General features: G+C 71.6%; 20 protein-coding genes. 14 read left to right on the forward strand and 6 right to left on the reverse strand.

What is annotated here, in order from left to right; translation table 11 throughout:
• Positions 1–84 precede the first annotated feature (84 nt).
• Genes ACIRDU_RS27025 through ACIRDU_RS27040 form a run of 4 tightly spaced genes read left to right on the forward strand, consistent with a single transcriptional unit; the run spans position 85 to position 7,205 of the window.
• Positions 85–2,289: a WD40/YVTN/BNR-like repeat-containing protein gene (locus ACIRDU_RS27025; RefSeq protein ID WP_403583732.1), complete on the forward strand. Its 2,205-nt coding sequence runs from the start codon at positions 85–87 to the stop codon at positions 2,287–2,289.
• Positions 2,289–4,271, forward strand: coding sequence for a beta-galactosidase (locus tag ACIRDU_RS27030; protein WP_403583734.1), 1,983 nt, complete (start codon positions 2,289–2,291; stop codon positions 4,269–4,271). Before ACIRDU_RS27025 ends, ACIRDU_RS27030 begins: the two co-directional genes overlap by 1 nt.
• The gene (locus ACIRDU_RS27035) at positions 4,268–6,457 is read left to right on the forward strand and encodes a glycosyl hydrolase family 95 catalytic domain-containing protein (RefSeq protein ID WP_403583736.1); all 2,190 of its coding nucleotides are present in this window, start codon (positions 4,268–4,270) and stop codon (positions 6,455–6,457) included. Before ACIRDU_RS27030 ends, ACIRDU_RS27035 begins: the two co-directional genes overlap by 4 nt.
• Before the next feature lie 34 nt (positions 6,458–6,491).
• Positions 6,492–7,205, forward strand: coding sequence for a hypothetical protein (locus ACIRDU_RS27040; RefSeq protein WP_403583738.1), 714 nt, complete (start codon positions 6,492–6,494; stop codon positions 7,203–7,205).
• 30 nt (positions 7,206–7,235) lie between these two features.
• Here ACIRDU_RS27040 and ACIRDU_RS27045 read toward each other — a convergent pair whose 3' ends face one another.
• The 3 genes from ACIRDU_RS27045 to ACIRDU_RS27055 form a co-directional block, all read right to left on the reverse strand.
• The gene (locus tag ACIRDU_RS27045; protein ID WP_403583740.1) at positions 7,236–8,423 is read right to left on the reverse strand and encodes a sulfotransferase family protein; all 1,188 of its coding nucleotides are present in this window, start codon (positions 8,421–8,423) and stop codon (positions 7,236–7,238) included.
• 111 nt (positions 8,424–8,534) lie between these two features.
• Positions 8,535–10,577, reverse strand: a complete 2,043-nt coding sequence (locus tag ACIRDU_RS27050) for a TIM-barrel domain-containing protein (RefSeq protein ID WP_403583743.1) — start codon at positions 10,575–10,577, stop codon at positions 8,535–8,537.
• Between the two features lie 90 nt (positions 10,578–10,667).
• Positions 10,668–11,681, reverse strand: coding sequence for a LacI family DNA-binding transcriptional regulator (locus tag ACIRDU_RS27055; protein WP_403583745.1), 1,014 nt, complete (start codon positions 11,679–11,681; stop codon positions 10,668–10,670).
• 349 nt (positions 11,682–12,030) lie between these two features.
• On the opposite strand from ACIRDU_RS27055, the gene ACIRDU_RS27060 reads away from it, so the two are divergent.
• From ACIRDU_RS27060 to ACIRDU_RS27090, 7 genes are all read left to right on the forward strand, one after another.
• Positions 12,031–13,971 (forward strand): acyl-CoA dehydrogenase family protein, encoded by a 1,941-nt coding sequence (locus tag ACIRDU_RS27060; RefSeq protein WP_403583747.1) that lies wholly within the window; start codon positions 12,031–12,033, stop codon positions 13,969–13,971.
• Positions 13,972–14,067: 96 nt separating this feature from the next.
• Positions 14,068–15,324, forward strand: coding sequence for a 1-deoxy-D-xylulose-5-phosphate reductoisomerase (gene dxr / locus ACIRDU_RS27065; RefSeq protein WP_403583750.1), 1,257 nt, complete (start codon positions 14,068–14,070; stop codon positions 15,322–15,324).
• 8 nt (positions 15,325–15,332) lie between these two features.
• The gene (locus tag ACIRDU_RS27070; protein ID WP_403583839.1) at positions 15,333–16,625 is read left to right on the forward strand and encodes a M50 family metallopeptidase; all 1,293 of its coding nucleotides are present in this window, start codon (positions 15,333–15,335) and stop codon (positions 16,623–16,625) included.
• A gap of 168 nt (positions 16,626–16,793) precedes the next feature.
• Positions 16,794–17,951: a flavodoxin-dependent (E)-4-hydroxy-3-methylbut-2-enyl-diphosphate synthase gene (gene ispG, locus ACIRDU_RS27075; protein WP_030853172.1), complete on the forward strand. Its 1,158-nt coding sequence runs from the start codon at positions 16,794–16,796 to the stop codon at positions 17,949–17,951.
• A 177-nt stretch (positions 17,952–18,128) separates the two neighbouring features.
• Positions 18,129–18,977, forward strand: coding sequence for a GNAT family N-acetyltransferase (locus ACIRDU_RS27080; RefSeq protein ID WP_403583753.1), 849 nt, complete (start codon positions 18,129–18,131; stop codon positions 18,975–18,977).
• A gap of 76 nt (positions 18,978–19,053) precedes the next feature.
• Positions 19,054–19,584 (forward strand): GNAT family N-acetyltransferase, encoded by a 531-nt coding sequence (locus ACIRDU_RS27085; RefSeq protein ID WP_403583755.1) that lies wholly within the window; start codon positions 19,054–19,056, stop codon positions 19,582–19,584.
• A 105-nt stretch (positions 19,585–19,689) separates the two neighbouring features.
• Positions 19,690–21,390: a proline--tRNA ligase gene (locus ACIRDU_RS27090; protein WP_403583758.1), complete on the forward strand. Its 1,701-nt coding sequence runs from the start codon at positions 19,690–19,692 to the stop codon at positions 21,388–21,390.
• Between the two features lie 81 nt (positions 21,391–21,471).
• On the opposite strand, the gene ACIRDU_RS27095 is transcribed toward ACIRDU_RS27090, so the two are convergent.
• Genes ACIRDU_RS27095 through ACIRDU_RS27105 form a run of 3 tightly spaced genes read right to left on the reverse strand, consistent with a single transcriptional unit; the run spans position 21,472 to position 23,420 of the window.
• Complete coding sequence (locus ACIRDU_RS27095) at positions 21,472–22,371, reverse strand: aminoglycoside phosphotransferase family protein (RefSeq protein WP_403583760.1); 900 nt, start codon at positions 22,369–22,371, stop codon at positions 21,472–21,474.
• A 48-nt stretch (positions 22,372–22,419) separates the two neighbouring features.
• A complete protein-coding gene (locus ACIRDU_RS27100) occupies positions 22,420–22,884 on the reverse strand; it encodes a DUF4439 domain-containing protein (RefSeq protein WP_403583763.1) in 465 nt (154 codons plus the stop codon).
• A complete protein-coding gene (locus ACIRDU_RS27105) occupies positions 22,881–23,420 on the reverse strand; it encodes a hypothetical protein (RefSeq protein ID WP_403583766.1) in 540 nt (179 codons plus the stop codon). The genes ACIRDU_RS27100 and ACIRDU_RS27105 overlap by 4 nt, the downstream gene beginning before the upstream one ends.
• Before the next feature lie 217 nt (positions 23,421–23,637).
• Between ACIRDU_RS27105 and rimP the strand changes: the two genes are divergently transcribed.
• The 3 genes from rimP (at position 23,638) to ACIRDU_RS27120 (ending at position 25,547) form a co-directional block, all read left to right on the forward strand.
• Positions 23,638–24,147, forward strand: coding sequence for a ribosome maturation factor RimP (rimP, locus tag ACIRDU_RS27110; RefSeq protein ID WP_403583768.1), 510 nt, complete (start codon positions 23,638–23,640; stop codon positions 24,145–24,147).
• Between the two features lie 2 nt (positions 24,148–24,149).
• A complete protein-coding gene (nusA, locus tag ACIRDU_RS27115; protein WP_403583770.1) occupies positions 24,150–25,148 on the forward strand; it encodes a transcription termination factor NusA in 999 nt (332 codons plus the stop codon).
• A gap of 102 nt (positions 25,149–25,250) precedes the next feature.
• The gene (locus ACIRDU_RS27120; protein ID WP_390989232.1) at positions 25,251–25,547 is read left to right on the forward strand and encodes a DUF448 domain-containing protein; all 297 of its coding nucleotides are present in this window, start codon (positions 25,251–25,253) and stop codon (positions 25,545–25,547) included.
• The last annotated feature ends 110 nt before the right edge of the window (positions 25,548–25,657 follow it).

The raw sequence follows: 25,657 nt of genomic DNA on the forward strand, positions 1-25,657 counted from the left end.
GCCGGCTCGTCACTGTTCGCGCCGTTCCCCGCGCCCCTTCCGGGGCGCTCCCCCCCTCCTTTTCAGAACGACGAGGTATGTGTCATGCATGCGTCCAGCCTCTCCAGACGTTCCGTTCTCGCCGGGACCGCTGTCGCCGCCGCGGCCGTCTCCCTTCCGATGACCCAGGGGCGGGCGCAAGCCGCCGCCACTCCCGCGAAGCGCGGATACCGCTGGCGCAACGCCGTCCAGGGCGGCACCGGATTCATCACCGGAGTGCTGTTCCACCCCTCCGTGCGCGGACTCGCCTACCTCCGTACGGACATCGGCGGTGCCTACCGGTGGGACGACCGGACCGACCGGTGGATCCCGCTCACCGACCACCTCGGCTGGGACGACTGGAACCTGCTCGGCGTGGAGGCCATGGCCGTCGACCCGGCGCATCCGAACCGGGTGTACCTCGCCCTCGGCACCTACGCGCAGTCCTGGGCCGGCAACGGGGCCGTGCTGCGGTCGGAGGACCGGGGCGCGACCTGGCGGCGCACCGACCTCACCGTGAAGCTCGGAGCCAACGAGGACGGCCGCGGCTGCGGTGAGCGGCTGCTCGTCGACCCGCGGGACAGCGACACGCTGTGGCTCGGCACCCGGCACGACGGGCTGCTCAAGTCCACCGACCGGGGCGCCACATGGAAGGCCGTCAGCTTCCCGGCCACGCCGAGCGCCACCGGCCAGGGCGTCACCCTCCTGGTCGCCGTCGGCCGCAGCGTCTACGCCGGCTGGGGCGACTCCGACGGCACCGCCGGGAAGCCCAACCTGTACCGGACGTCCGACGGCACGACCTGGCAGGCCGTTCCCGGGCAGCCCGCCGGCGCCGCCGCCAAGGTCCCGGTCCGGGCCGCTTACGACCGGCACACCCGCGAGCTGTACGTGACGTACGCCGACGCCCCCGGCCCGAACGGCCAGTCCGACGGCAGCGTGCACAAGCTGCGGACGACGACCGGGAAGTGGACCGAGGTCACGCCCGTCAAGCCCGGCGGGGCCACGACCGACGGCGGGACCGACTCCTTCGGCTACGGCGGCGTCGCCGTCGACGCCCGCCACCCCGGCACCGTCGTCGTCTCCACCAACAACCGCTGGTCGCTGATCGACACCCTGTACCGGACCACCGACGGCGGCCGCACCTGGACGTCCCTGAAGGACAAGGCCGTCCTCGACGTCTCCGAGACGCCGTACCTCAAGTGGGGCGGCGACGCCCCCAAGTTCGGCTGGTGGATCCAGGCCGTCGGCCTCGACCCGTTCGACTCCCGGCATGTCGTCTTCGGCACCGGCGCCACCCTCTACGGCACCCGCGACCTCAAGCGCTGGGCCCCGCAGATCCGCGGTGTGGAGGAGGCGTCCATACGCCAGCTGATCTCGCCCCCGACCGGCGAGGCGCACCTGCTCAGCGGGTCCGGGGACATCGGTGTGATGTACCACGAGCGGCTCACGGCATCGCCCTCGCGCGGCATGGCGTCGAACCCCGTGTTCGGCACGGCGACGGGTCTGTCGCTGGCCGCGGCCAAGCCGTCGTACGTGGTCCGGGCCGGCTGGGGCGACCACGGCAACGGCGCCTTCTCGAACGACGGCGGCAGGACCTGGGCCCCCTTCGAGGCCCAGCCGGACGTGGCCAGGTCCGCGCCGGGGCCGATCGCCACCAACGCCGACGGCAGTGTGCTGCTGTGGTCCTTCGGCACGGCCAACCCGGGCTACCGCTCGGCGGACAACGGCGCCACGTGGTCCGAGGTCGCCTCCTTCCCGAAGGGCGCCGCCCCGGTCGCGGACCCAGTCGACCCGGCCCGCTTCTACGCCTTCGACACCACGACCGGCACGCTGTTCGCCAGCACCGACAGCGGCGAGACCTTCACGGTGCGCGCCACCGGCCTGAACTCGGGCGACAGCGAGTTCCAGTTGACGGCTGCCCCGGGCCGCACCGGTGACCTGTGGCTGAGCCTGAAGGGGAACGGGCTGTACCGCTCGACCGACGGCGGCGCGACCTTCACCAAGGTCCCCGGCTGCCGGGCCTCGTACACCCTCGGCTTCGGCAAGGCCGCCCGGGGCGCCTCCTACCCGGCGATCTACCTGGTCGGCTCAACCGAGACCATCACCGCCGTGTACCGCTCCGACGACGAGGCGAAGACCTGGACGCGGATCAACGACGACGGGCACCAGTGGGGCTGGATCGGCGCGGCCATCACCGGCGACCCGCGTGTCTACGGCCGTGTGTACATCGCCACCAACGGACGCGGCGTGCAGTACGGGGAACCCGTCTGATGGCGGAGCGGAAAGGGCCTGCCCTGAGCGACGCCACCCGGGGCCGTCTCCTCTTCGGCGGGGACTACAACCCGGAGCAGTGGCCGAAGGAGACCTGGCACGAGGACGTCCGGCTGATGAAGGCCGCCGGAGTCAACTCGGTCACCCTCGGCGTCTTCTCCTGGTCAACGCTCGAACCGGAGCCCGGGGCACGCGAGTTCGGCTGGCTCGACACGCTGATGGACCTGATGCACGAGAACGGCATCGGCGTCGTCCTCGCCACCCCGACCTCAGCGCCCCCGCCCTGGATGGGCCGGCTGCACCCCGACACGCTGCCCGTCACCGAGGACGGCCGCACCGAGTGGTGGGGCGGCCGGCAGCACTTCTCGCACTCCAGCGCCACCTACCGGCGCTACGCCGCCGCCATCACCGAGGACCTGGCCGCCCGCTACGGCGGCCACCCGGCCCTCACCATGTGGCACATCAACAACGAGTACTGCACCTTCGACTACGGCGACGAGGCCGCGGCCGCCTTCCGCCGCTGGCTGCGTGAGAAGTACCGCACGCTCGACGCCCTCAACGAGGCCTGGGGCACCGCCTTCTGGAGCCAGGGCTACGACACCTGGGACGGCATCCTGCCTCCCCGGCAGCCCCACTACATGAAGAACCCGGCCCAGGTCCTGGACTTCCGGCGTTTCACCTCCGACATGCTCCTGGAGTGTTTCGTCGCCGAGCGGGACATCGTCCGCCGCCACACCCCGCACCTGCCGGTCACGAGCAACTTCATGCCGCTGTGGTTCGGGCAGGACGCCTGGCGCTGGGCCGAGGAGGAGGACGTCGTCTCCGTCGACCTCTACCCCGACCCGCGCGACCCGCTCGGCGCCCAGAGCGGCGCCTTGGTCCAGGACATGACCCGCTCCCAGGCGCGCGGGCCCTGGATGCTGATGGAGCAGGCGGCCGGGCCGGTCAACTGGCGCGGCGTGAACCACCCCAAGCCGCGCGGCCTCAACCGGCTGTGGTCCCTCCAGGCCGTCGCCCGGGGAGCCGACGCCGTCTGCTACTTCCAGTGGCGGCAGTCGCGGCAGGGCGCGGAGAAGTTCCACTCCGGCATGGTCAGCCACGCCGGGGCGGAGGGCCGCACGTACCAGGAGGTCAAGCGGCTCGGTGCCGACCTGGAGCGGATCGCTCCGCAGGTGACCGGCCGGCACATCACCGCGAACGTCGCCGTCCTGCACGACTGGCACGCCTGGTGGGCCGGCGCCCAGGACGGCCGCCTGTCCAGCCGGGTGGAGTACCCGGAGGTCCTGCGCGCCTGGCACCGGGCCCTGTGGCAGGCGCACCTCACCACCGACTTCGCCCATCCCGAGCACGACCTCACGCCGTACTCGGTGGTCGTCGTGCCCCAGCTGTACGCGCTCTCCGACGCCGCGATCGACAACCTCCTCGCCTACGTACGGCAGGGCGGCACCCTCGTCTGCGGTTTCCAGACCGGCGTCGCCGACGAGGACGACCGTGTGCGCCCGGGCGGCATGGACGCCCGGCTGCGCGAGCTGTTCGGCATCCGCACGCTGCACGAGTGGTGGCCGCTGGACGCGGGGGAGACCGTCGCCTGCGAGGGTTTCAGCGGCACGCTGTGGTCCGAGGAACTGGAGGGCGACGGCACCGCCGAGGAGACCGTCCCCTACAAGGGCGGCGAGCTCGACGGAATGCCCGCCGTCCTGCGCAAGGGCCGGGCCTGGTACGTCTCCACCCTTCCGGAGCCTGAGCCGCTGCGCGACCTGCTGGCCTCGATCGCCGAGGGCGCGGGTGCCCGTCCGGTACTGGACGGCCTGCCCGAGCAGGTCGAGGCCGTCCGCCGGGGCGAGCTGCTGTTCGTGCTCAACCACGGCCGCGAGCCGGTGACCGTCGAGGTGCCCGGCACCCACCGCGACCTGCTGACCGGGGAGGACGTCACCGACCGGGTCACCCTCGGCCGCTACGAGGCGGCGGTGCTCCGGCCATGACCGCCTCCGCCCCCCTCCACGGCACCTGGGAGCCGCACCCGGCCGCCCGCTGGGAGGACGCCTTCCTCAGCGGCAACGGGCGGCACGGCGCCCTGGTGTTCGGTGATCCGCACGCCGAGCGGGTCGTCGTCACGCATCACACCCTGGTGCGGCCGGGCGGCCGGGACAGCCGCCCCCCGCGGCTCGCCGGTGACCTGCCCGGGCTCCGGGACCGCCTCCTGGCGGGCGACACGAGAGCCGCCGAGGACTTCACGGACGGCCGCCCGCACCAGTGGGTGCAGCCCTTCCACCCCGCCTTCCAGGTTCGGCTGCGCCGGCCGCCGGGCGACTGCCACGACTACCGCCGGGACGTCGACTTCACCACGGGAGTGGTGAGCACGACCTGTGCCGGGTGGGCCGGCCGCGTCTTCGTCTCCCGCGCCGACGACGTGATCGTCCAGCACGTCAGCGGACCCGGACTCACCCTCGACATCGACCTGGACCCCCGGCTGCCCGGCGCCCCCGCCGGACTGGGCATCGGTCACGGAGCCGTCCTCACCCCCGAGGGCGCCCTGCTCAGCCTGCGCGCCCGCTACCCGGACAGCGACCTGGCCTGCACCGGGGTCACCCAGGTCACCGTCACCGGCGGCACGACCACCCTGGTGCCGCCGGGCGTGCACATCGAGGGCGCCCGGTCCGTGCTGCTCCTCACCCGGGTGCACCGGCACCCCGGCGAACTCGACGTGGTCGCCGAGGGCCGTGCCCTGCGCGGCCTGCCCGGCGAGTACGACGACCTCCTCGACCGCCACACCGCCCTGCACCGCACCGCCTACGAGCGCGTCACCCTCGACCTGGCCGCCGACCCCGCCGAACGGGCCCTGCCGGGCTCGGAGCTGCTCGAGCAGCCGCGCAGCGCCGCCCTGCTGGAGCGTCTCTTCGCCGCCGGGCGCTACCACCTGCTCAGCGCGAGCGGCCTCTTCCCGCCCCGCCTGACCGGACTGTGGACCGGCGACTGGAACACCGCGTGGTCGGGCGCGTTCACCAACGACGCCAACCTCAACCTCCAGACCGCCTCGGCCGCAGCCGCCGCCCTCCCCGAGGTCACCGAGGCCCACGCGAACCTGATCCACCGCCAGCGCCCCGACTGGCGCGACAACGCCCGTGCGATCTTCGGCGCCCGGGGCGTCGTCGCCCCCGCCCACACCGACGGCGAGTCCGGCCACTCCTACCACTACAACCGCGAGTACCCGCTGCACCTGTGGACCGCCGGCGCCGACTGGCTGCTCAAGCCGCTCGTCGACCACGACGAGACGCACGGCATCCGTGACCCGCGCACCGCCGCCGCACTCGCCGAAGTCGCCCTGTTCTACGAGGACTTCCTCACGAGGACGGACGAGCACGGCCACCTCGTCGTCGTCCCCTCCTACTCACCCGAGAACCGGCCGGCCAACGCGAGCTGGGGCACGATCAACGCCGCCATGGACCTCTCCGCGGCGCGCCACGCCCTGCGCACGGCCGCCGCCTACCACCCGGGCCCCGGCGCCGAACGCTGGAACGCCCTCGCCGACCGGCTGCCGCCGCACCGGATCAACGAGGACGGAGCCCTGGCCGAATGGGCCTGGCCCGGCCTCGACGACTCCTACGACCACCGCCACCTCAGCCACCTCTACGGCGTCTGGCCGCTCGACGAGATCACCCCCTACGACACCCCCGAACTCGCAGCCGCCGCCCAGCGCGCCCTCGAACTGCGCGGCGCCGAGAACGACTCCGCGCACGGCCATCTCCACCACGCCCTCGTCGCGGCCCGGCTCCGGGACGGCGACCGGGTCGCCCACGCCCTCGGCCAGGTCCTGGACGGCGACTTCTTCCACGCCTCCCTGATGAGCGCCCACTACCCGAAGCGCGACGTCTACAACGCCGACGCCGCGCACACCCTGCCCGCCGTGCTGATCGAGATGCTCGTCCAGTCGACCCCCGACCGGCTGGTCCTGCTGCCCGCGCTGCCTCCCGCGTACCCCAGCGGCGCGCTGCGCGGGGTGCGCACCCGGTTCGGGGCCGAGCTCGACCTCGCCTGGACGCGGGACGGCGCCACCGCCGTCATCAGACCCGGCCGCACCCACCGCGTCGAACTGCGGACTTCCTCCGGCACAGAATCCCTCCACCTGGTCGCCGGAGAAGACCACGTCCTCACCCTGAGGACGTGGTAGTTCCCCCCACCCCCCCACCCATGGAAGGGACACCATGGCAGCACGCACGCTGAGCAGGGTCACCAAGGCCCTGCTGGCCCCCGCCCTGGCACTCGGCGCCACCGTCGGCCTCGCCTCCGCACCCGCCTCCGCCGCCGTCTGGAACTCCTGCGCCCAGTGGGGCCAGACCAACCTGAACGGCTACACGCTCTACAACAACATCTGGGGCGGCGGCGCCGGCAGCCAGTGCATCTGGGCCAACTCCGGCACCAACTGGGGTGTCTGGGCCAACCACCCCAACACCGGCGGCATCAAGTCCTACCCGAACCAGACGAAGGCGATCAACAAGTCGATCACCTCGCTGGGCTCGCTCTCCAGCAGCTACAACGTCAGCGTCCCGTCGTCCGGCGCGTACAACACGTCGTACGACATCTGGGACACCGACCACGACTACGAGATCATGCTCTGGGTCAACAAGACCGGACCCGTCGGCCCGATCGGCACGTCGCAGGGCAGCGTCAGCCTCGGCGGCCACTCCTGGAACGTCTTCAAGGGCACCAACGGCGCCAACGAGGTGTTCTCGTTCATCCGCACCTCCAACTCCAGCTCCGGCACCGTGAACATCCTGCCGATCCTGAAGTGGATCAAGGACACCAAGAAGTGGATGGGCAACGAGACCATCGGTGACGTGCAGTTCGGCTACGAGGTCACCTCGTCGTCCGGCGGGCTGAACTTCACCACCAACAACCTGACGGTCAGCAGCAGCTGATCGTCGAGGGGCCGGGGCCCGGCCGTGCCGTCAGGCGCGGTCGACCTCGGCCCGCAGCGCGTTGTACCCGGCGAAGGCCGACTCGACCTCGTCACGGCTCAGGCCGTAGCGGGACAGGTCGTAGGTGTGCTTGCGGGTGCCCTTGGGGCGGGCGACGGCCGCGGGGAGCCGGGCCGCGTCGGCGTCGGTCCAGGGGGCGCCGACGGCCGCGTAGAGCTTCGGGGCGCCGGTGGCGGGATGGGAGCCCAGCCAGGAGTAAGGGGCGTCCACCAGCTGCTGCGCGGGGATGGCGGCCCGGGCCGCGAGACCGCGTGTCATGGCACGGCTCAGCAGGCCCAGCCAGGTGGCGCCGATGCCGGTCAGGTCGACGGGGCGGGTGCTGACGGCCATGCCGTGCTCGATCAGGGAGCAGAAGGACGCCACGACGGTGACCGGGTCGCGGTGGCACCACACGATCGTGGCGTCGGGGAACACCGTCAGCAGCGCGTCCAGGTTCTCCAGGTGCATGGGGGACTTCAGCATCCAGCGCCGCCGTGGACGGCCGTACTGGAGCACCTGGTAGACCTGCTTGAGGTACCGGTAGTCGGCGGTGAAGTCCCGCGCGCAGTGCCACGCCAGGTACTCGGGGATACGGGCCTGGGAGAACGGCATCAGGGCGTGCGGCAGGGCGAACGTGCACTCCTCGGGGCCCTCGGCGGCCATCGCGTGGATGTCGCGGAAGCGCGGCGCGAACAGGTCCGTGCCCTGCACCATCCGGCGCCCTGCGGTGATCGCCCTGCGCCGCTGCCGGGACGGCAACTCCAGGTCGGGCGCGAGCAGTTCCCACAGCAGGGGGCAGCGGTGCTCGTCCGATATCGACAGAACCGAGTGCGTGACCGTGGTCGCGGTGCGGGGCAGCCCCACGACGAACACCGGCTTCTCGATCGGCTCCCGCTCGATCTCCGGGTGCTCGGCGATCAGCCGCCGCACCCGCGCCCGGTTGGCGAGATGCCGCCGGACGTGCCCCTGCGCGGCCTGCCAGCCGACCGGGGTGAGGTGCTCGGCCTTCGCCCACCAGCCCAGCAGGGCCCGGAAGTCGTCGACGAAGTCCCGGTCTCCCGGCGCCTCCCCGGCCTCCACCACGATGCGGTCGAAGATCCGGCCGGGGTCCCGGCGGGAGCCGAAGGCAGGCCGCAGCGCCAGGTTGGCGAGGGTGAGGGCGAGCGGAGACGAGGACACGCGGGAAACCTACTCCCTTGAACTCAATTGCGCTGGAGGGAGGTTGGACGGACGGGCGAACGGGGGATGGCCGGAAGACCTCCATCGATCCGGCCATCCCCTTCGACACGGCTACTCCGCTACAGGCAGCCGTGCCCCGTCCCGCAGGAACAGCGGGATGCGGTCCAGCGGGGCGTCGACCGTCACGGCCCGGCCGCCCTCGTACGTCTCACCCGTCCACGCGTCCGTCCACGACGCCCCGGCCGGCAGGTAAGCCGTGCGGGCGGTGGCGCCGGGCGTCAGCACCGGGGCGACCAGGAGGTCCGGGCCGAACAGGTACGAGTCGTCCACCGACCAGGCCGCCTCGTCGTCCGGGAACTCCAGGAACAGCGGCCGCATCACCGGCAGCCCCTCCTCGTGGGCTGCCCGCATGACATCCAGCACATACGGCTTCAGCCGCTCGCGCAGCCGCAGATACCGCTCCAGGATCGCCCCGGCCTCCTCGCCGTACGACCACACCTCGTTCGGGCCGCCGGTCATCTCCGGGCCCAGCGGCATGCCCGGGTCGCGGAAGCCGTGCAGGCGCATCAGCGGGGACAGCGCGCCGAACTGGAACCAGCGGACCATCACCTCCCGGTAGGCCGGGTCGTCCGGGTCGCCGCCGTGGAAACCGCCGATGTCGGTGTTCCACCACGGGATGCCCGACAGGGCCGTGTTGAGACCGGCCGCGATCTGCCGGCGCAGGGTCGGGAAGTCCGTGCCGATGTCACCGGACCACAGGGCGGCGCCGTAGCGCTGGCTGCCCGCCCACGCCGAGCGGTTGAGGGTGACGATCTCCTCCTCGCCGGTGGCCGCCAACCCCTCGTAGAAGGTGCGGGCGTTCTCCGCCGGGTAGGCGTTGCCGACCTCGAGGCCCGGGCCCGCCCAGTAGCGCAGGTTCTCCTGGAAGCCCGGCTTCAGCTCCGGCTCGCAGGCGTCCAGCCAGAACGCCGTGATGCCGTACGGGTCGAGGTAGTTCTCCTTCACCTTCGACCACACGAACTCCCGGGCCTCCGGGTTGGTCGCGTCGTAGAAGGCCACCTGGACCGTGGACGCGACCTCCTTGTCGGGCCAGTCGGCATGCGCCATCGGCCCGTACTGGGTGCCGATGAACCAGCCGCGCTGCTCCAGGACGGGGTGGTTCTCGCTCAGCGGCGACACCGACGGCCACACGCTCACCACCAGCTTGATGCCGAGTTCCTCCAGCTCGCGCACCATCGCGCCCGGGTCCGGCCACTCCTTGGGGTCGAACTTCCAGTCGCCGAGGTGCGTCCAGTGGAAGAAGTCGCAGACGATCGCCGAGATGGGCAGCCCCCGCCGCTTGTACTCCCGGGCCACCGCCATGAGTTCGTCCTGGGTGCGGTAGCGCAGCTTGCACTGCCAGAAGCCCGCCGCCCACTCCGGCAGCATCGGGCTGCGGCCGGTCACCGCGCTGTAGCGGCGCTGGCCACCGGCCGGGTCGCCCGCCGTGATCCAGTAGTCGATCTGCCGGGCCGAGTCGGCGACCCACCGGGTGCCGTTGTGCGCCAGCTCCACGCGTCCGATCGCCGGATTGTTCCACAGCAGGGTGTAGCCGCGGCTGGACGTCAGCACCGGGATGCCGACCTCGGCGTTGCGCTGGATCAGGTCCAGCACGAGGCCCTTCTGGTCCAGGCGGCCGTGCTGGTGCTGGCCGAGGCCGTACAGCTTCTCGTCGTCATAGGCGGCGAAGCGCTGCTCCAGGCGGTGGTGGCCGTTGCCGACGGCCGTGTAGAGGCGGGAGCCGGGCCACCAGAAGTGGGCGCGGTCCTCGGCGAGGATCTCGGCGGAGTCCTCCGTCCGCAGGAAGCGGATCAGGCCCTCGGCGCTCACCTCGACGGTGAGCGCGCCGACGGTCAGCAGTCCCCGGCCGTCCTCGATCTTCACCGTGGCCGGCGTCGCGGGGGCCTCGTCGAGCAGGGCGCCCGGGAGTCCTTCGAGGACCGGGCCGCCGAGCCGGGCACGCACCCGGACCGCGTCCGGACCCCACGGCTCGATCCGGAGGGTCTCCTGGCGGCCGCTCCACTCCAGGGCGCCGTCCCGCTCGCGGAAGGTGCCGACGGTGGGGGAGGACTGCGCCAGGCTCACCTGGGGCTGGTTTTCAGCAGGCTGATTCACGTGGCGTGCTCCTGTGCTCCTGGAGGAGTGCAGACATGGGGGTGCCCTGAGAGGAGGGCGGTGTTCCAGACGGTGGGGAGGACGGGGTGCCTACGGCCGGCTCGGCGCCGCCCCCGTGCTCCCCCGTACCGTCAGCTCGGGCGCGATCAGCACGACCTCGTCGCTGCCGTGCCCCTCGAGCTTGGCGACCAGGTGGTCCACGGCGTGCCGGCCCATCTCCTGGGCGGGGATGGCGACCGACGTCAGCCGCACCGAGGCCTGCATCGCGACCTGGTCCGGGCAGATCGCGACCACCGACACGTCCTCCGGCACGGCCCGGCCCTGCTGGCGCAGCAGTGCGAGCAGCGGCTCGACCGCCGACTCGTTCTGCACGATGAGCCCCGAGGTGTCCGGGCGTTCGTCGAGGATCCGGGCGAGTGTCACCGCCATCGCGTCGTACCCGCCCTCGCACGGCCGGTGCAGCAGCCGCACGCCCAGCTCCCGGGAACGGGACCTGAGCCCGTCGAGGGTGCGTTCGGCGAAGCCGGTGTGCCGCTCGTAGACGGCCGGGGCCTCCCCGATGACGGCGATGTCCTGGTGGCCCTGCTTGGCCAGGTGCTCCACGCACAGCGCGCCCGTCGCCCTGAAGTCCAGATCGACGCAGGTCAGGCCGGAGGTGTCGGCGGGCAGCCCGATCAGCACGGACGGCTGGTCCGTCGCGCGCAGCAGCGGCAGCCGCTCGTCGTCCAGTTCGACGTCCATCAGGATCATTCCGTCGGCGAGCCCGCTGCCCGCCACACGGCGCACCGCGTCGGGGCCCTCCTCGCCGGTGAGCAGCAGCACGTCGTAGCCGTGGGCGCGGGCGGACGTGGCCACGGCGATGGCGATCTCCATCATCACGGGCACGTACATGTCCGTGCGCAGCGGGACCATCAGCGCGATGATGTTCGACTTGCTGCTGGCCAGGGCGCGGGCCCCGGCGTTCGGGTGGTACCCGAGCTCGCGGATGCTCCGCTCGACCCGCTGCCGGGTGTTCGCGGAGATGGACCGCTTGCCGCTGAGGACATAGCTCACCGTGCTCGCCGAGACTCCGGCGTGCTGGGCGACCTCGGCGAGGGTGACCATCCAGCTCTCCAAGCTCTTGTGAAGCGCTTCGACAGCGCGCGTTGCTGATCGGGGTGGGTGGGGGTGGTTCGACAGTAGCCCCAGCAGGAGTGGGTGTCCATAGGTTGTCGAAGCGCTTCGATACAGATTTCCCGGAGCGCTCTCAGGGTGGAAGCCGTCGTCCGGACGGCACCTCGATGCAACACCGTCGTCAGGCGCGCGACAAGTGCCGGGCGCGCTGCGCCCCCCTTCGGCTGAACGGACGCGCGAGGACTGGTGGGAGCGTCCGGATTCGGGTACCAACGATCCAGTAGCACTGGTCGGTAACGAAACGGTCCTCAATCTCCCTAGTTGCGGCGAGGTGCCCCTCATGTCCGCTTCCACCACTCCCTCCTCCCGTCCCACCGTCACCGAGCGGGAGGCCCGCGAGGTGGCGGAGGCCGCCCGGGAACAGCACTGGCGCAAGCCCAGCTTCGCCAAGGAGCTGTTCCTCGGCCGCTTTCGGCTCGACCTCATCCACCCCCACCCCCTCCCGGACGAGGAGGCGGCCCAGCGCGGCGAGGAGTTCCTCGCCAAGCTCCGCGACTTCGTCGAGACGAAGGTCGACGGGGGCCTCATCGAGCGCGAGGCCCGGATCCCCGACGAGGTGATCGACGGGCTGAAGGAGCTCGGCGCCTTCGGCATGAAGATCGACACCAAGTACGGCGGCCTCGGCCTGGGGCAGGTGTACTACAACAAGGCGCTCACCCTGGCCGGCTCCGCCAGCCCCGCGATCGGCGTGCTGCTCTCCGCGCACCAGTCGATCGGCGTGCCCCAGCCGCTGAAACTGTTCGGCACCCAGGAGCAGCGCGAGCGCTTCCTGCCGCGCTGCGCCCGCACGGACATCAGCGCCTTCCTGCTCACCGAGCCCGACGTCGGCTCCGACCCGGCCCGCCTCGCCACCACTGCCCTGCCCGAGGGCGACGAGTACGTCCTCGACGGCGTGAAGCTGTGGACCACCAACGGCGTCGTCGCCGATCTGCTGGTCGTGATGGCCCGGGTCCCGAAGAGCGAGGGCCACCGGGGCGGCATCACCGCCTTCGTCGTGGAGACGAACGCGCCGGGCGTCACGGTCGAGAACCGCAACGCCTTCATGGGCCTGCGCGGCATCGAGAACGGCGTCACCCGCTTCCACCAGGTGCGCGTCCCCGCCGCCAACCGGGTCGGCGAGGAAGGCCAGGGCCTGAAGATCGCCCTGACCACCCTCAACACCGGAAGGCTCTCCCTGCCGGCGTCCTGCGTCGCGGCCGGCAAGTGGTGCCTGAAGATCGCCCGGGAGTGGACGGCGGCCCGCGAGCAGTGGGGCAAGCCCGTCGCGCACCACGAGGCGGTCGGCTCCAAGATCTCCTTCATCGCGGCCACCACCTTCGCCCTGGAGGCCGTGACGGACCTGGCCTCGCAGATGGCCGACGAGGACCGCAACGACATCCGCATCGAGGGCGCCCTCGCCAAGCTGTACGCCTCCGAGACGGCCTGGACCATGGCCGACGAGCTCGTCCAGATCCGCGGCGGCCGCGGCTTCGAGACCGCCGACTCCCTCCGGGCCCGCGGCGAGCGCGGCGTCCCCGCCGAGCAGCTCCTGCGCGACCTGCGCATCAATCGCATCTTCGAGGGCTCCACCGAGATCATGCACCTGCTGATCGCACGCGAGGCCGTCGACGCCCACCTCGCGGTCGCCGGCGACCTCATCGACCCCGAGAAGTCCCTCGGCGACAAGGCCAGGGCGGGCGCGAACGCGGGCGTCTTCTACGCCAAGTGGCTGCCGAAACTGGTCGCCGGACCCGGCCAGCTCCCGGCCTCCTACAGCGAGTTCAAACACGAGGTGGACCTCTCCGGGCACCTGCGCTACGTCGAGCGCACCGCCCGCAAACTCGCCCGCTCCACCTTCTACGCCATGTCCCGGTGGCAGGGCCGGATGGAGTCCAAGCAGGGCTTCCTCGGCCGGATCGTCGACATCGGCGCCGAACTGTTCGCCATGAGCGCCTCCTGCGTCCGGGCCGAACTGCTGCGCGGCCAGGGCGACCACGGCCGCGAGGCCTACCAGCTCGCCGACGTCTTCTGCCGCCAGGCCAGGATCCGCATCGAGGAGCTCTTCACCCGCCTGTGGACCAACACCGACGACCTCGACCGCAAGGTCGTCAAGGGCGTCCTGTCCGGCACGTACGAGTGGCTGGAGCAGGGCATCGTCGACCCGTCGGGCGAGGGCCCCTGGATCGCCGACGCGACACCGGGACCGTCGCAGAAGGAGAACGTCCACCGGCCGATCCGGTAGATCCGGCCGCCCCGGGGGCGTGCGCAGGCGTGGTGCGCGCCCCCTCGAAGGGGATGCGCTGTCCTCACACACGGCCCTTACGGCAACAATGGAGCAATGAGCGACAGTCCAGCCCCCCTCGCCGACCCGCACCTGGTCTACGACCCCGTAGCGGGAGACGGTCCCAAGGACGTGGTGATCCTCGGCTCCACCGGGTCCATCGGCACCCAGGCCATCGACCTCGTGCTGCGCAACCCCGACCGGTTCCGGGTCACCGGACTGTCCGCCAACGGCGGCCGGGTCGCGCTCCTCGCCGAGCAGGCGTACCGGCTGCGCGTGTCCACGGTCGCGGTGGCCCGTGAGGACGTCGTACCGGCCCTGCGCGAGGCGCTCAGCGCGCAGTACGGCACGGGCGAGCCGCTCCCCGAGCTCCTGGTCGGCCCGGACGCGGCCACCCGGCTGGCGGCGTCCGACTGCCACACCGTCCTGAACGGCATCACCGGCTCCATCGGCCTCGCCCCGACCCTGGCCGCCCTGGAGGCGGGGCGCACCCTCGCGCTCGCCAACAAGGAGTCGCTCATCGTGGGCGGCCCGATGGTCAAGGCCCTCGCCAAGCCCGGGCAGATCATCCCCGTCGACTCCGAGCACGCCGCCCTCTTCCAGGCCCTGGCCGCCGGCACCCGCGCCGACGTGCGCAAGCTGGTCGTCACCGCCTCCGGCGGCCCCTTCCGCGGCCGTACGAGGGCCGAGCTCGAGAGCGTCACCGTCGAGGACGCCCTCGCCCACCCCACCTGGGCCATGGGCCCGGTCATCACGATCAACTCCGCGACCCTCGTCAACAAGGGCCTGGAGGTCATCGAGGCACACCTCCTCTACGACATTCCCTTCGACCGCATTGAGGTCGTCGTGCATCCCCAGTCGTATGTCCACTCGATGGTTGAGTTCACGGATGGATCGACACTGGCCCAGGCGACCCCGCCCGACATGCGCGGGCCCATCGCCATCGGCATCGGCTGGCCCGAGCGCGTGCCCGACGCGGCGCCCACCTTCGACTGGAGCAAGGCCTCGACCTGGGAGTTCTTCCCGCTCGACGACGAGGCCTTCCCCTCGGTGAACCTCGCCCGGCACGTGGGCGAGCTCGCGGGCACCGCCCCGGCGGTGTTCAATGCGGCCAACGAGGAGTGCGTGGAGGCGTTCCGCCAGGGCGCACTGCCCTTCAACGGGATCATGGACACCGTCACCCGGGTCGTCGAGGAGCACGGCACCCCGCGTACGGGAACCTCACTCACCGTGTCGGACGTCCTCGAAGCGGAGACCTGGGCGCGGACCCGGGCCCGGGAACTGGCGGCACAGACGGCGGAGGCCCGTGCATGACGACCCTGATGTTCATCCTCGGCATAGTCCTCTTCGCGGTCGGCCTGCTGTTCTCGATCGCGTGGCACGAGCTCGGGCACCTGTCCACCGCCAAGCTCTTCGGCATCCGCGTGCCGCAGTACATGGTCGGCTTCGGCCCCACGCTCTGGTCACGCCGCAAGGGCGAGACCGAGTACGGCGTCAAGGCCATCCCGTTCGGCGGCTACATCCGCATGATCGGCATGTTCCCGCCCGGCCCCGACGGCCGGATGGAAGCCCGCTCCACCTCCCCGTGGCGCGGCATGATCGAGGACGCCCGCACCGCCGCCTACGAGGAGCTCAAGCCGGGCGACGAGAACCGCATGTTCTACACGCGCGCCCCCTGGAAGCGCGTGATCGTGATGTTCGCGGGGCCCTTCATGAACCTGGTCCTGGCGGTGGCCCTGTTCCTCACCGTCCTGATGGGCTTCGGCATCACCCAGCAGACCACCACGGTCAGCTCGGTCTCCCAGTGCGTCATCGCGCAGAACGAGAACCGCGACAAGTGCGAGAAGGGCGACCCGGCCGCCCCGGCCGCCGCCGCCGGGCTCAAGGCGGGCGACAAGATCGTCTCCTTCGACGGTGTGAAGACCGACGACTGGAACAAGCTCTCCGACCTGATCCGCGCCACCCCCGGCAAGGAGGTGCCGATCGTCGTCGACCGCAAGGGCCAGGACGTCACGCTGCACGCGAAGATCGCCACCAACCAGGTCGCCAAGAAGGACTCCAGTGGCCAGATCGTCGAGGGCCAGTACGTCCAGGCCGGCTTCCTCGGCTTCAGCGCCGCCACGGGCGTCGTCAAGCAGGACTTCGGCGACTCCGTGACCTGGATGGGCGACCGGATCGGCGAGGCTGTCGACTCCCTCGCCGCTCTCCCCGGCAAGATCCCGGCCCTGTGGAACGCGGCCTTCGACGGCGCTCCACGCGAGGCCGACTCCCCGATGGGCGTGGTCGGCGCGGCCCGTGTCGGCGGCGAGATCTTCACCCTCGACATCCCGCCCACCCAGCAGCTGGCCATGGCCCTCATGCTGGTCGCCGGCTTCAACCTCTCCCTGTTCCTGTTCAACATGCTCCCGCTGCTGCCGCTCGACGGCGGCCACATCGCGGGCGCCGTGTGGGAGTCGCTGCGCCGCAACACGGCCAAGCTGCTGCGCCGGCCGGACCCGGGCCCCTTCGACGTGGCGAAGCTCATGCCGGTCGCCTACGTCGTCGCCGGGATCTTCATCTGCTTCACGATCCTGGTCCTGATCGCGGACGTGGTTAACCCGGTGAGAATCTCCTAGTCATACGGAGTTCGAGGCGGCCCGGCATGCTTCTCGCCGGGCCGCCTCCCATCGAGTGGCACGACGGGTGGGATGTGCCCGCGCCGAGGTATGTGCCGTAATCTCGAAGCTCGGAGCCCGCTGCTCACGGGACCGGACCTTGATCCACGACTTGGGGTTGCACAGCAGATGACTGCGATTTCTCTCGGCATGCCGTCCGTTCCGACCAAGCTCGCCGAGCGCCGGAAGAGCCGCCAGATCCAGGTCGGATCCGTGGCCGTCGGCGGAGACGCCCCCGTCTCGGTGCAGTCGATGACCACGACGCGCACGTCGGACATCGGCGCGACCCTCCAGCAGATCGCCGAACTCACCGCCTCCGGCTGCCAGATCGTCCGGGTCGCCTGCCCCACGCAGGACGACGCCGACGCGCTGGCCACCATCGCCCGCAAGTCGCAGATCCCGGTCATCGCCGACATCCACTTCCAGCCCAAGTACGTCTTCGCCGCCATCGAGGCCGGCTGCGCGGCGGTCCGCGTCAACCCCGGCAACATCAAGCAGTTCGACGACAAGGTCAAGGAGATCGCCAAGGCGGCCCGGGACCACGGCACCCCGATCCGCATCGGCGTCAACGCCGGCTCCCTCGACCGGCGCCTCCTGCAGAAGTACGGCAAGGCGACCCCCGAAGCCCTGGTCGAGTCGGCCCTGTGGGAGGCGTCCCTCTTCGAGGAGCACGACTTCCGCGACATCAAGATCTCCGTCAAGCACAACGACCCGGTCGTCATGATCGAGGCGTACAAGCAGCTCGCCGCCCAGTGCGACTACCCGTTGCACCTCGGCGTCACGGAGGCGGGCCCGGCCTTCCAGGGCACGATCAAGTCGGCGGTCGCCTTCGGCGCCCTGCTCTCCCAGGGCATCGGCGACACGATCCGGGTGTCGCTGAGCGCGCCCCCGGCCGAGGAGGTCAAGGTCGGCATCCAGATCCTGGAGTCCCTGAACCTCAAGGAGCGCGGCCTGGAGATCGTCTCCTGCCCCTCCTGCGGCCGCGCCCAGGTCGACGTCTACAAGCTGGCCGAAGAGGTCACCGCCGGCCTCACCGGCATGGAGGTCCCGCTCCGCGTCGCCGTCATGGGCTGTGTGGTGAACGGCCCCGGCGAGGCCCGCGAGGCCGACCTCGGCGTCGCCTCCGGCAACGGCAAGGGCCAGATCTTCGTCAAGGGCGAGGTCATCAAGACCGTCCCCGAGTCCAAGATCGTGGAAACCCTCATCGAAGAGGCCATGAAGCTGGCCGAGCAAATGGAGAAGGACGGGGTGACCTCGGGCGAGCCGTCGGTGGCGGTCGCGGGCTGAGCCTTCTCATGCCGTCGGCGGGCTCGCGTGCGGCGGGGGCGCGGGGAACTGCGCGACAAGCCACCACGAACGCGCACCCGCCGACAGACCGTTACTCCCGGGCTCCCAGGCGCCCCGCCCGAGCAGCGCAGCTATAGTGCGGGGATCAGCCGACCCCAGTGTGTGAGGCCCCCGCACGTGTTGACCCAGACGACCTCACGGGTCCTCGAACCGAGCGACCTGGACGCCGCGCTCGCCGTCCTCGACCGCGAGCCGGTCGCGAACGCCTTCGTGACGTCCCGCGTGCGGATCGCCGGACTCGACCCGTGGCGGCTCGGCGGCGAGATGTGGGGCTGGTACGAGGACGGCATACTCACCTCCCTCTGCTACGCCGGCGCCAACCTGGTCCCGATCTGCGCCGGCCCGCGCGCCGTCCGCGCCTTCGCCGACCGCGCCCGCCGGGCCGGGCGCCGCTGCTCCTCCATCGTCGGCCCCGCCGCCGCCACCTCCGACCTGTGGCGGCTGCTGGAACCCCAGTGGGGCCCGGCCCGTGAGGTCCGCCGCCACCAACCGCTCATGGTCACCGACCATCTCCCGGTCGGTATCACCCCGGACCCCTACGTCCGTCGCGTCCGCAAGGACGAGATCGAAGCGATCATGCCGGCGTGTGTGGCGATGTTCACCGAGGAGGTCGGCGTCTCCCCGCTGGCCGGCGACGGCGGCCTGCTCTACCAGGCCCGCGTCGCCGAACTCGTCGGCTCCGGCCGGGCCTTCGCCCGCTTCGACGCGGACGGCAAGGTCGTCTTCAAGGCCGAGATCGGCGCCGCGACCGACCGCGCCTGCCAGATCCAGGGCGTGTGGGTGGCCCCCGAATACCGGGGCACCGGCGTGGCGGCCCCCGGCATGGCGGCCGTACTGCGCTACGCCCTGGCCGACGTCGCCCCCGTGGCCAGCCTGTACGTCAACGACTTCAACACGGCGGCGCGCAGGACGTACCAGAGGGTGGGATTCCGGGAAGTCGGCGCCTTCATGAGCGTCCTCTTCTAGGACCCGGGGGCGAACCGGCGACCACAATCAACCGGCACCCGGACGGCAGTGGAAACCCCCCTGTAGGCTCCCCGCCATGGACCTGGTGATCGGCCCCCTCGACCTCTCCGCCCACGTAGACGAGGCCTTGGCCGTCCAAGCCGTGGCCTTCGGTCTCGGCCCCGACGAAGTCGCCGTCCGCCGCCAGATCGTCCTCCGCCACATGACCTACCCCGGCGCCCGCGCCCTCGGCGCCACAGTCGGCGGCGACCTGGTCGGGTTCGTCTACGGCATGCCCAACGACCGCACCCACTGGTGGTCCACCGTCGTGGAGCCCTACCTCCGCACCCAGCACAACGACCACTGGCTCGACGACTCCTTCGTGATCACCGAACTGCACGTCCACCCCGCGTACCAGAACCGCGGCCTGGGACGCACGTTGATCACCACCATCACCGACGGCGCCGACGAACCCCGCTCGATCCTCTCCGCGATCGACACCGACAGCCCCGCCCGCGCCCTCTACCGCTCCCTCGGCTACCAGGACCTGGCCCGCCAGGTCCTCTTCCCCAGCGCGCCCAAGCCGTACGCCGTGATGGGCGCCCCCCTGCCGCTGCGCCGCACATAACCGATTTCCACCGCCGCGCACCCCCCGGCTAACCTCCTGCCATCACCTTCCCCCGCTCTCGGCCTCGCCGAGCGGGGGACCCCCAGCAGCAGGAGCAGAGGAACCATGGCGAACGTACCGGTCCAGCGCATGTCCCAGTTGTTGGCGAAGACGTTGCGCGACGACCCGGCGGACGCCGAGGTCCTCAGCCACAAGCTCCTCGTCCGCGCCGGCTATGTGCGCCGCACCGCCGCCGGCATCTGGAGCTGGCTGCCCCTCGGCAAGAAGGTGCTGGCCAACGTCGAGCGGATCGTCCGTGAGGAGATGGACGCCGTCGGCGCCCAGGAGGTACTGCTCCCCGCCATCCTCCCGCGCGAGCCCTACGAGGCCACCGGCCGCTGGGACGAGTACGGCCCCGAGCTGTTCCGCCTCCAGGACCGCAAGGGCGGCGACTACCTCCTCGGCCCCACCCACGAGGAGATCTTCACCCTCCTGGTCAAGGACCAGGCGTCCTCCTACAAGGACCTGCCGGTCATCCTCTACCAGATCCAGAACAAGTACCGCGACGAGGCCCGCCCCCGCGCCGGCATCCTGCGCGGCCGCGAGTTCCTGATGAAGGACTCCTACTCCTTCGACACCGAGGACGAGGGTCTCGCCACGTCGTACGCCCTGCACCGCGAGGCCTACCAGAAGATCTTCGCGCGCCTCGGCCTCGACTACCGCATCTGCGCCGCCACCGCCGGCGCGATGGGCGGCTCCAAGTCCGAGGAGTTCCTCGCCCCGGCCGAGGCCGGCGAGGACACCTTCGCCGACTGTCCGAACTGCGACTTCGCCGCCAACACCGAGGCGATCAGCTACGAGTTGAAGCCCGTGGACGGCTCGGACGTGCCGGCCGCCGAGGACATCCCGACCCCCGACACCCCGACCATCGAGACCCTCGCCGCCTCCCTCGGCGTCCCGGCCTCGGCCACGCTGAAGAACCTCCTCGTGAAGGTCGACGGCGAGATCGTCGCCGTCGGCGTCCCCGGGGACCGTGAGGTCGACATGGACAAGGTCGAGGCGCACTTCGCCCCGGCCACCGTCGAGCTGGTCACCGAGACGGACTTCGCGGCCCGCCCCGACCTGGTCCGCGGCTACGTCGGACCGCGGGGCCTGGACAAGGTCACCTACATCGCCGACCCGCGGGTCGCCCCGGGCACGGTCTGGATCACCGGCGCCAACAAGGCCGGCACGCACACCAAGAACGTCGTCGCGGGCCGTGACTTCGAGGTCGACAGTTACGTCGACGTCGTGGTCGTGCAGGAGGGCGACCCCTGCCCCAAGTGCGGCACGGGCCTCGTCCTCGACCGCGCCATCGAGATCGGCCACATCTTCCAGCTGGGCCGCAAGTACGCCGACGCCCTCAAGCTCGACGTCCTCGGCCAGAACGGCAAGCCGGTCCGCGTCACCATGGGCTCCTACGGCATCGGCGTCTCCCGCGCGGTGGCCGCCCTGGCCGAGCAGAGCGCCGACGACAAGGGCCTGTGCTGGCCCGCAGAGGTCGCCCCGGCCGACGTCCACGTGGTCGCCGCCGGCAAGGCCCTGCAGACCGAGCTGGCCCTCGACATCTCCGCGAAGCTGGCCGCGGCCGGTGTCCGCGTCCTGGTCGACGACCGGCCCGGCGTCTCCCCGGGCGTCAAGTTCACGGACTCGGAGCTGATCGGCGTACCGCAGATCCTCGTGGCCGGCCGACGTGCGGCAGACGGCGTGGTGGAACTGAAGGACCGCCGCACCGGCGAGCGTGAGGAACTGACGGTCGAGGAGGCCGTCGCCCGCCTCACGGCATAGCACCGAGGGGGCCGGGCGGGCTGACCGATCCAGTCCGCCCGGCACTCGGGGCCAGGGACCCGGCCCCTCAGCCCCGACGCCCTACAGCCAGCCGGCGAACTCCAGCAACAGCTCCGCATCGCGCGGCCGGCCGACTCGCCCTGCCCGCACACCCGACTCCACGGCCCGGAACAGCGTCCAGCCCCGCAGCCGCTCCTGGTCCACGTCCAGGGACTCGGCCAGCCGCTTCACCCGGCGCCGGGTCGTGGCCGCGCCGGACGGCTGGGCGATCAGGTCCTCCACCCGGTCCCGGACCAGCCGGGCCAGGTCGAACGCGCACTCGCCGACCACCGGGTCGGGCCCCACGGCCAGCCACGGCATCCGCTCCCCGGCCAGCACCTTGCTCTGCCGGAACGTGCCGTGCAGCAACCGGTGTTCGGGCGGCGCGGCCAGCAGCTCCTCACGCGCCGCGAGCGCCAGGTCGACCAGCGGGGCCACCTCGGGATCGGCCTGCGCCCGCGCCCGCATCGCCTCGGCCTGCCGCCCGGTCCGCTCGGCCACGGTCTCGAAGGTGAAGTCGGCGGGCGGCTCCACCCACAGCCGCCGCAGCGTCCCCGCCGCCTCCAGCAGCGCCTTCGCCTCCGGCAGCGACCGCACCGACACATCCGGATGCAGCCGCTCCAGCAGCAGCACGCCCTCGACCGAGAAGGGCTCGAGCAGCTGTACGGCACCCCGCCCGGCCCAGTGCGCGAGCGCGGCCCGCTCCGCCTCCGGACGGGCCCGGCCCGGCGCCAGCTTCAGCACGGCGGGCGTCCCGTCGGCCACCCGCACCAGCACGACCAGGCTGCTGCGCCCGCCGGGCACCTGCACCCGCTCCACGGTCAACTCGCGTAGCGCGACGGCCTGCTGCGCCGCCTCGGGCAGCTTCCCCAGCCAGTCGTCACCGTCCGGCGCCGTCTCACCGAGCGCCCTGACCAGACGCTCCGGCGGTTCGAAAACCATGCGCGAGTCGTTCCCTTCGTACCGTCCGCGGTGCATGCCCTGCGCGGGTCACGCCGTCGGCGCCGCCGAGGGCGGGGCCGTGCCGGCCCGCTCGGCGAGCCCAGGGAAGGCTACGCTCCCGCCGCGCCAGCGCACCGCCCGCACCGCCGCCTCCCGCAGCGCCTCGGCGGCCAGCGCCCGCCGCCCGCCACCCGCCGCGCGCACCAGGTCGGCGTACACCCCGGCCACCCGGTCCTCCAGCTCGGCGGCGAACCGCACGGCCGCCGCCGCGTCCGGCACCGCGAACGGCAGCGCGTATCCGGCGGACGCGGCCACCGGCCGGCCCCCCAGGTCCTTCACCTCGCGCACCAGCGCATCCCGACGCGCCCGGTGCGCGTCGTACGCCGTGAGTGCCTCGGCGCGCTGCCTCCCGCCGATCCTCCCGCCGACGACGCCGTACCCGTACACCGCCGCGTGCTCGGCCGCCAGCGCCGCCTGGAGGGCCCTGAGCTCCCGGTCCTTCGCCTCGCTCACGCGTCACCTTCCGTCAGCAGATACACGTGCGCCGCCCCGGCCGCCGCCACCGACGCCAGCAGCCGCGCCAGCTCACCCGGTACCCCGCCCAGCGCCTTGGCCCGCCGGTCGGCGAGCTCCCGTTCCGCGGCGGCGAGCCCGGCGAGGGCGTCCTTGTCGTTTCCCGGCACAGCCGCGGACGGAGCGGGCGACACCGAGGAGGACGCCGACGGAGGAACCGCGGAGGGCGCGGAAGGCGACGCCTTCCGGCCACCGCCGAACGCCTGCGCGTGCCGTACGACCTCCTCGCGCAGCGGCCGCAGCCGCCCCGCGAGCCCCGGCCGGGCGGCGATCACCGCGTCGTACCGCTCCACCAGCCCCTCGCTGTCCCGGGCCGCACGCGCGCGGGCCCGGTCGGCGGCCGACGGACCGTCGCCGCCCGGCCCACCGGATTCCCCGCCGGTGCAGCCCGACAGGGCGAGGGCCGCGGGGGCGACGGCGAGCAGACTCCTTCTGCGCGGCCCCGAGCGGGCGCGCGGCGATGAGGGGAACGGCACGTCAGACGTCCTCGGGGCTCGTTTCGAGAAACATTCGAGAAAGACAGCGACTGCAAGGGCTGCACGCCCGTGATCACGGTACCCGGCCCTCCGCCCGGCATCACTCAGCGGCACTGTTCGTGACCGGGTGGACGGCAACACTCCCCGCGACCGGATACCCTTTGACCAGACACGCGCACCGTCCCACAACAGCACACGCGGCCGAGGAGTCACCCGGATGAGCACCACCCAGAGCGAGAGGCTGCGAGAGCTACTGGAACCGCTCGTCAGCTCCCAGGGCCTGGATCTCGAAGAGATCGAGGTGGACTCCGTCGGACGCAAGCGTGTGCTGCGCGTCGTCGTCGACTCGGACACGGGCGCCGACCTGGACCAGATCGCCGATGTGAGCCGCGCGCTCTCGGCGAAGCTCGACGAGACGGACGCGATGGGCGAGGGCGAGTACACCCTCGAGGTCGGCACCCCGGGCGCGGAGCGCCTCCTCACGGAACACCGGCACTACGTCCGCGCCACGGACCGGCTGGTGAAGTTCCAGCTGGCCGAGGGCGGCGAGCTGGTCGCCAGGATCCTGAAGGTCGACGACGAGGGTGTCGACACCGAGGTGCCCGGGGTGAAGGGCCGCAAGCCCACCGCGCGCAGACTCGTCTTCGACGACATCGTCCGGGCGCGCGTCCAGGTCGAGTTCAGCCGCAAGGACAACAAGGACAACAAGAAGGAAGAGGAGGCGTAGCCGTGGACATCGACATGAGTGCCCTGCGGGGCTTGGTTCGGGAGAAGGAGATCTCCTTCCCCCTGCTGGTCGAGGCGATCGAGTCGGCCCTCCTCATCGCCTACCACCGCACCGAGGGAAGCCGCCGCCACGCGCGCGTGGAGCTCAACCGGGAGACCGGCCATGTGACCGTGTGGGCGAAGGAGGACCCCGACGACCTCGAGGAGGGCCAGGAGGCCCGCGAGTTCGACGACACCCCGTCCGGTTTCGGCCGTATCGCCGCCACCACGGCCAAGCAGGTCATCCTGCAGCGCCTGCGCGACGCCGAGGACGACGCGACGCTCGGTGAGTACGCCGGCCGCGAGGGCGACATCGTCACCGGTGTGGTCCAGCAGGGCCGTGACCCGAAGAACGTGCTCGTCGACATCGGCAAGCTCGAGGCCATCCTGCCGGTGCAGGAGCAGGTGCCGGGGGAGACCTACCCGCACGGCATGCGGCTGCGCAGCTATGTGGTCCGGGTCGCCAAGGGCGTCCGCGGTCCGTCCGTGACGCTGTCGCGCACGCACCCCAACCTGGTGAAGAAGCTTTTCGCCCTGGAGGTGCCGGAGATCGCCGACGGGTCGGTGGAGATCGCCGCGATCGCCCGGGAGGCCGGTCACCGCACGAAGATCGCCGTACGGTCCACCCGCTCCGGCCTGAACGCCAAGGGCGCCTGCATCGGCCCCATGGGCGGCCGGGTGCGCAACGTGATGGCTGAGCTGAACGGTGAGAAGATCGACATCGTGGACTGGTCGGAGGACCCGGGGGACATGGTGGCGAACGCGCTGTCCCCGGCCCGGGTGTCCAAGGTGGAGATCGTGGACATGGCGACCCGGTCGGCCCGGGTGACCGTGCCCGATTACCAGCTGTCCCTGGCCATCGGCAAGGAAGGGCAGAACGCCCGCCTCGCGGCCCGGCTGACCGGCTGGCGGATCGACATCCGCCCGGACACGGAACCGGCCGGTAACCACTCCGAGGAATAGATCCAAGCCGCGGGCCGTTCAGATCACGACAGGTTCATGCGCGCCAACTGTTCGAATCCTGCCCCAAAGGGATGAGGCGCGCACGGGGAGGTAGACTTAACGGTGTCTGGCCGGACGCGCGACCAAGCATGCCCTGAACGCACGTGTGTGGGGTGCCGGGAGCGAGCGGCCAAGACGGAACTGCTGCGGATCGTGGCGATCGAGGACGCATGCGTCCCTGATCCACGCGGTACGCTGCCCGGCCGGGGTGCGTACGTACACCCCGCACCGGTCTGTCTCGACCAGGCGGTACGCCGCCGGGCGTTCCCGAGGGCACTGCGCGTCCCGGGACCGCTCGACACAAAGGCGTTGCGCCGATACGTCGAGCAGACGACAGTTGCCGAGCAGGCAACACGGTAAGACGTGCCGTACGGAACCCCGTGCGGCTAGGTACCTCGCGAGTCGAAAGCAGGTCGAGATTGCGATGAGCACTCGATGAGTACGCGATGAGTACGCCCATGAACTAGCGA

This window comes from Streptomyces sp. NPDC093598 (assembly GCF_044764825.1).
Classification (GTDB): domain Bacteria; phylum Actinomycetota; class Actinomycetes; order Streptomycetales; family Streptomycetaceae; genus Streptomyces.

Coding starts and splice junctions, on each gene's coding strand:
- ACIRDU_RS27025 (WP_403583732.1), top strand. CDS start 85: ATGCATGCGTCCAGCCTCTCCAGACGTTCCGTTCTCGCCGGGACCGCT.
- ACIRDU_RS27030 (WP_403583734.1), top strand. CDS start 2,289: ATGGCGGAGCGGAAAGGGCCTGCCCTGAGCGACGCCACCCGGGGCCGT.
- ACIRDU_RS27035 (WP_403583736.1), top strand. CDS start 4,268: ATGACCGCCTCCGCCCCCCTCCACGGCACCTGGGAGCCGCACCCGGCC.
- ACIRDU_RS27040 (WP_403583738.1), top strand. CDS start 6,492: ATGGCAGCACGCACGCTGAGCAGGGTCACCAAGGCCCTGCTGGCCCCC.
- ACIRDU_RS27055 (WP_403583745.1), bottom strand. CDS start 11,681: ATGGTCACCCTCGCCGAGGTCGCCCAGCACGCCGGAGTCTCGGCGAGC.
- ACIRDU_RS27060 (WP_403583747.1), top strand. CDS start 12,031: ATGTCCGCTTCCACCACTCCCTCCTCCCGTCCCACCGTCACCGAGCGG.
- dxr (WP_403583750.1), top strand. CDS start 14,068: ATGAGCGACAGTCCAGCCCCCCTCGCCGACCCGCACCTGGTCTACGAC.
- ACIRDU_RS27070 (WP_403583839.1), top strand. CDS start 15,333: ATGTTCATCCTCGGCATAGTCCTCTTCGCGGTCGGCCTGCTGTTCTCG.
- ispG (WP_030853172.1), top strand. CDS start 16,794: ATGACTGCGATTTCTCTCGGCATGCCGTCCGTTCCGACCAAGCTCGCC.
- ACIRDU_RS27085 (WP_403583755.1), top strand. CDS start 19,054: ATGGACCTGGTGATCGGCCCCCTCGACCTCTCCGCCCACGTAGACGAG.
- ACIRDU_RS27090 (WP_403583758.1), top strand. CDS start 19,690: ATGGCGAACGTACCGGTCCAGCGCATGTCCCAGTTGTTGGCGAAGACG.
- ACIRDU_RS27095 (WP_403583760.1), bottom strand. CDS start 22,371: ATGGTTTTCGAACCGCCGGAGCGTCTGGTCAGGGCGCTCGGTGAGACG.
- rimP (WP_403583768.1), top strand. CDS start 23,638: ATGAGCACCACCCAGAGCGAGAGGCTGCGAGAGCTACTGGAACCGCTC.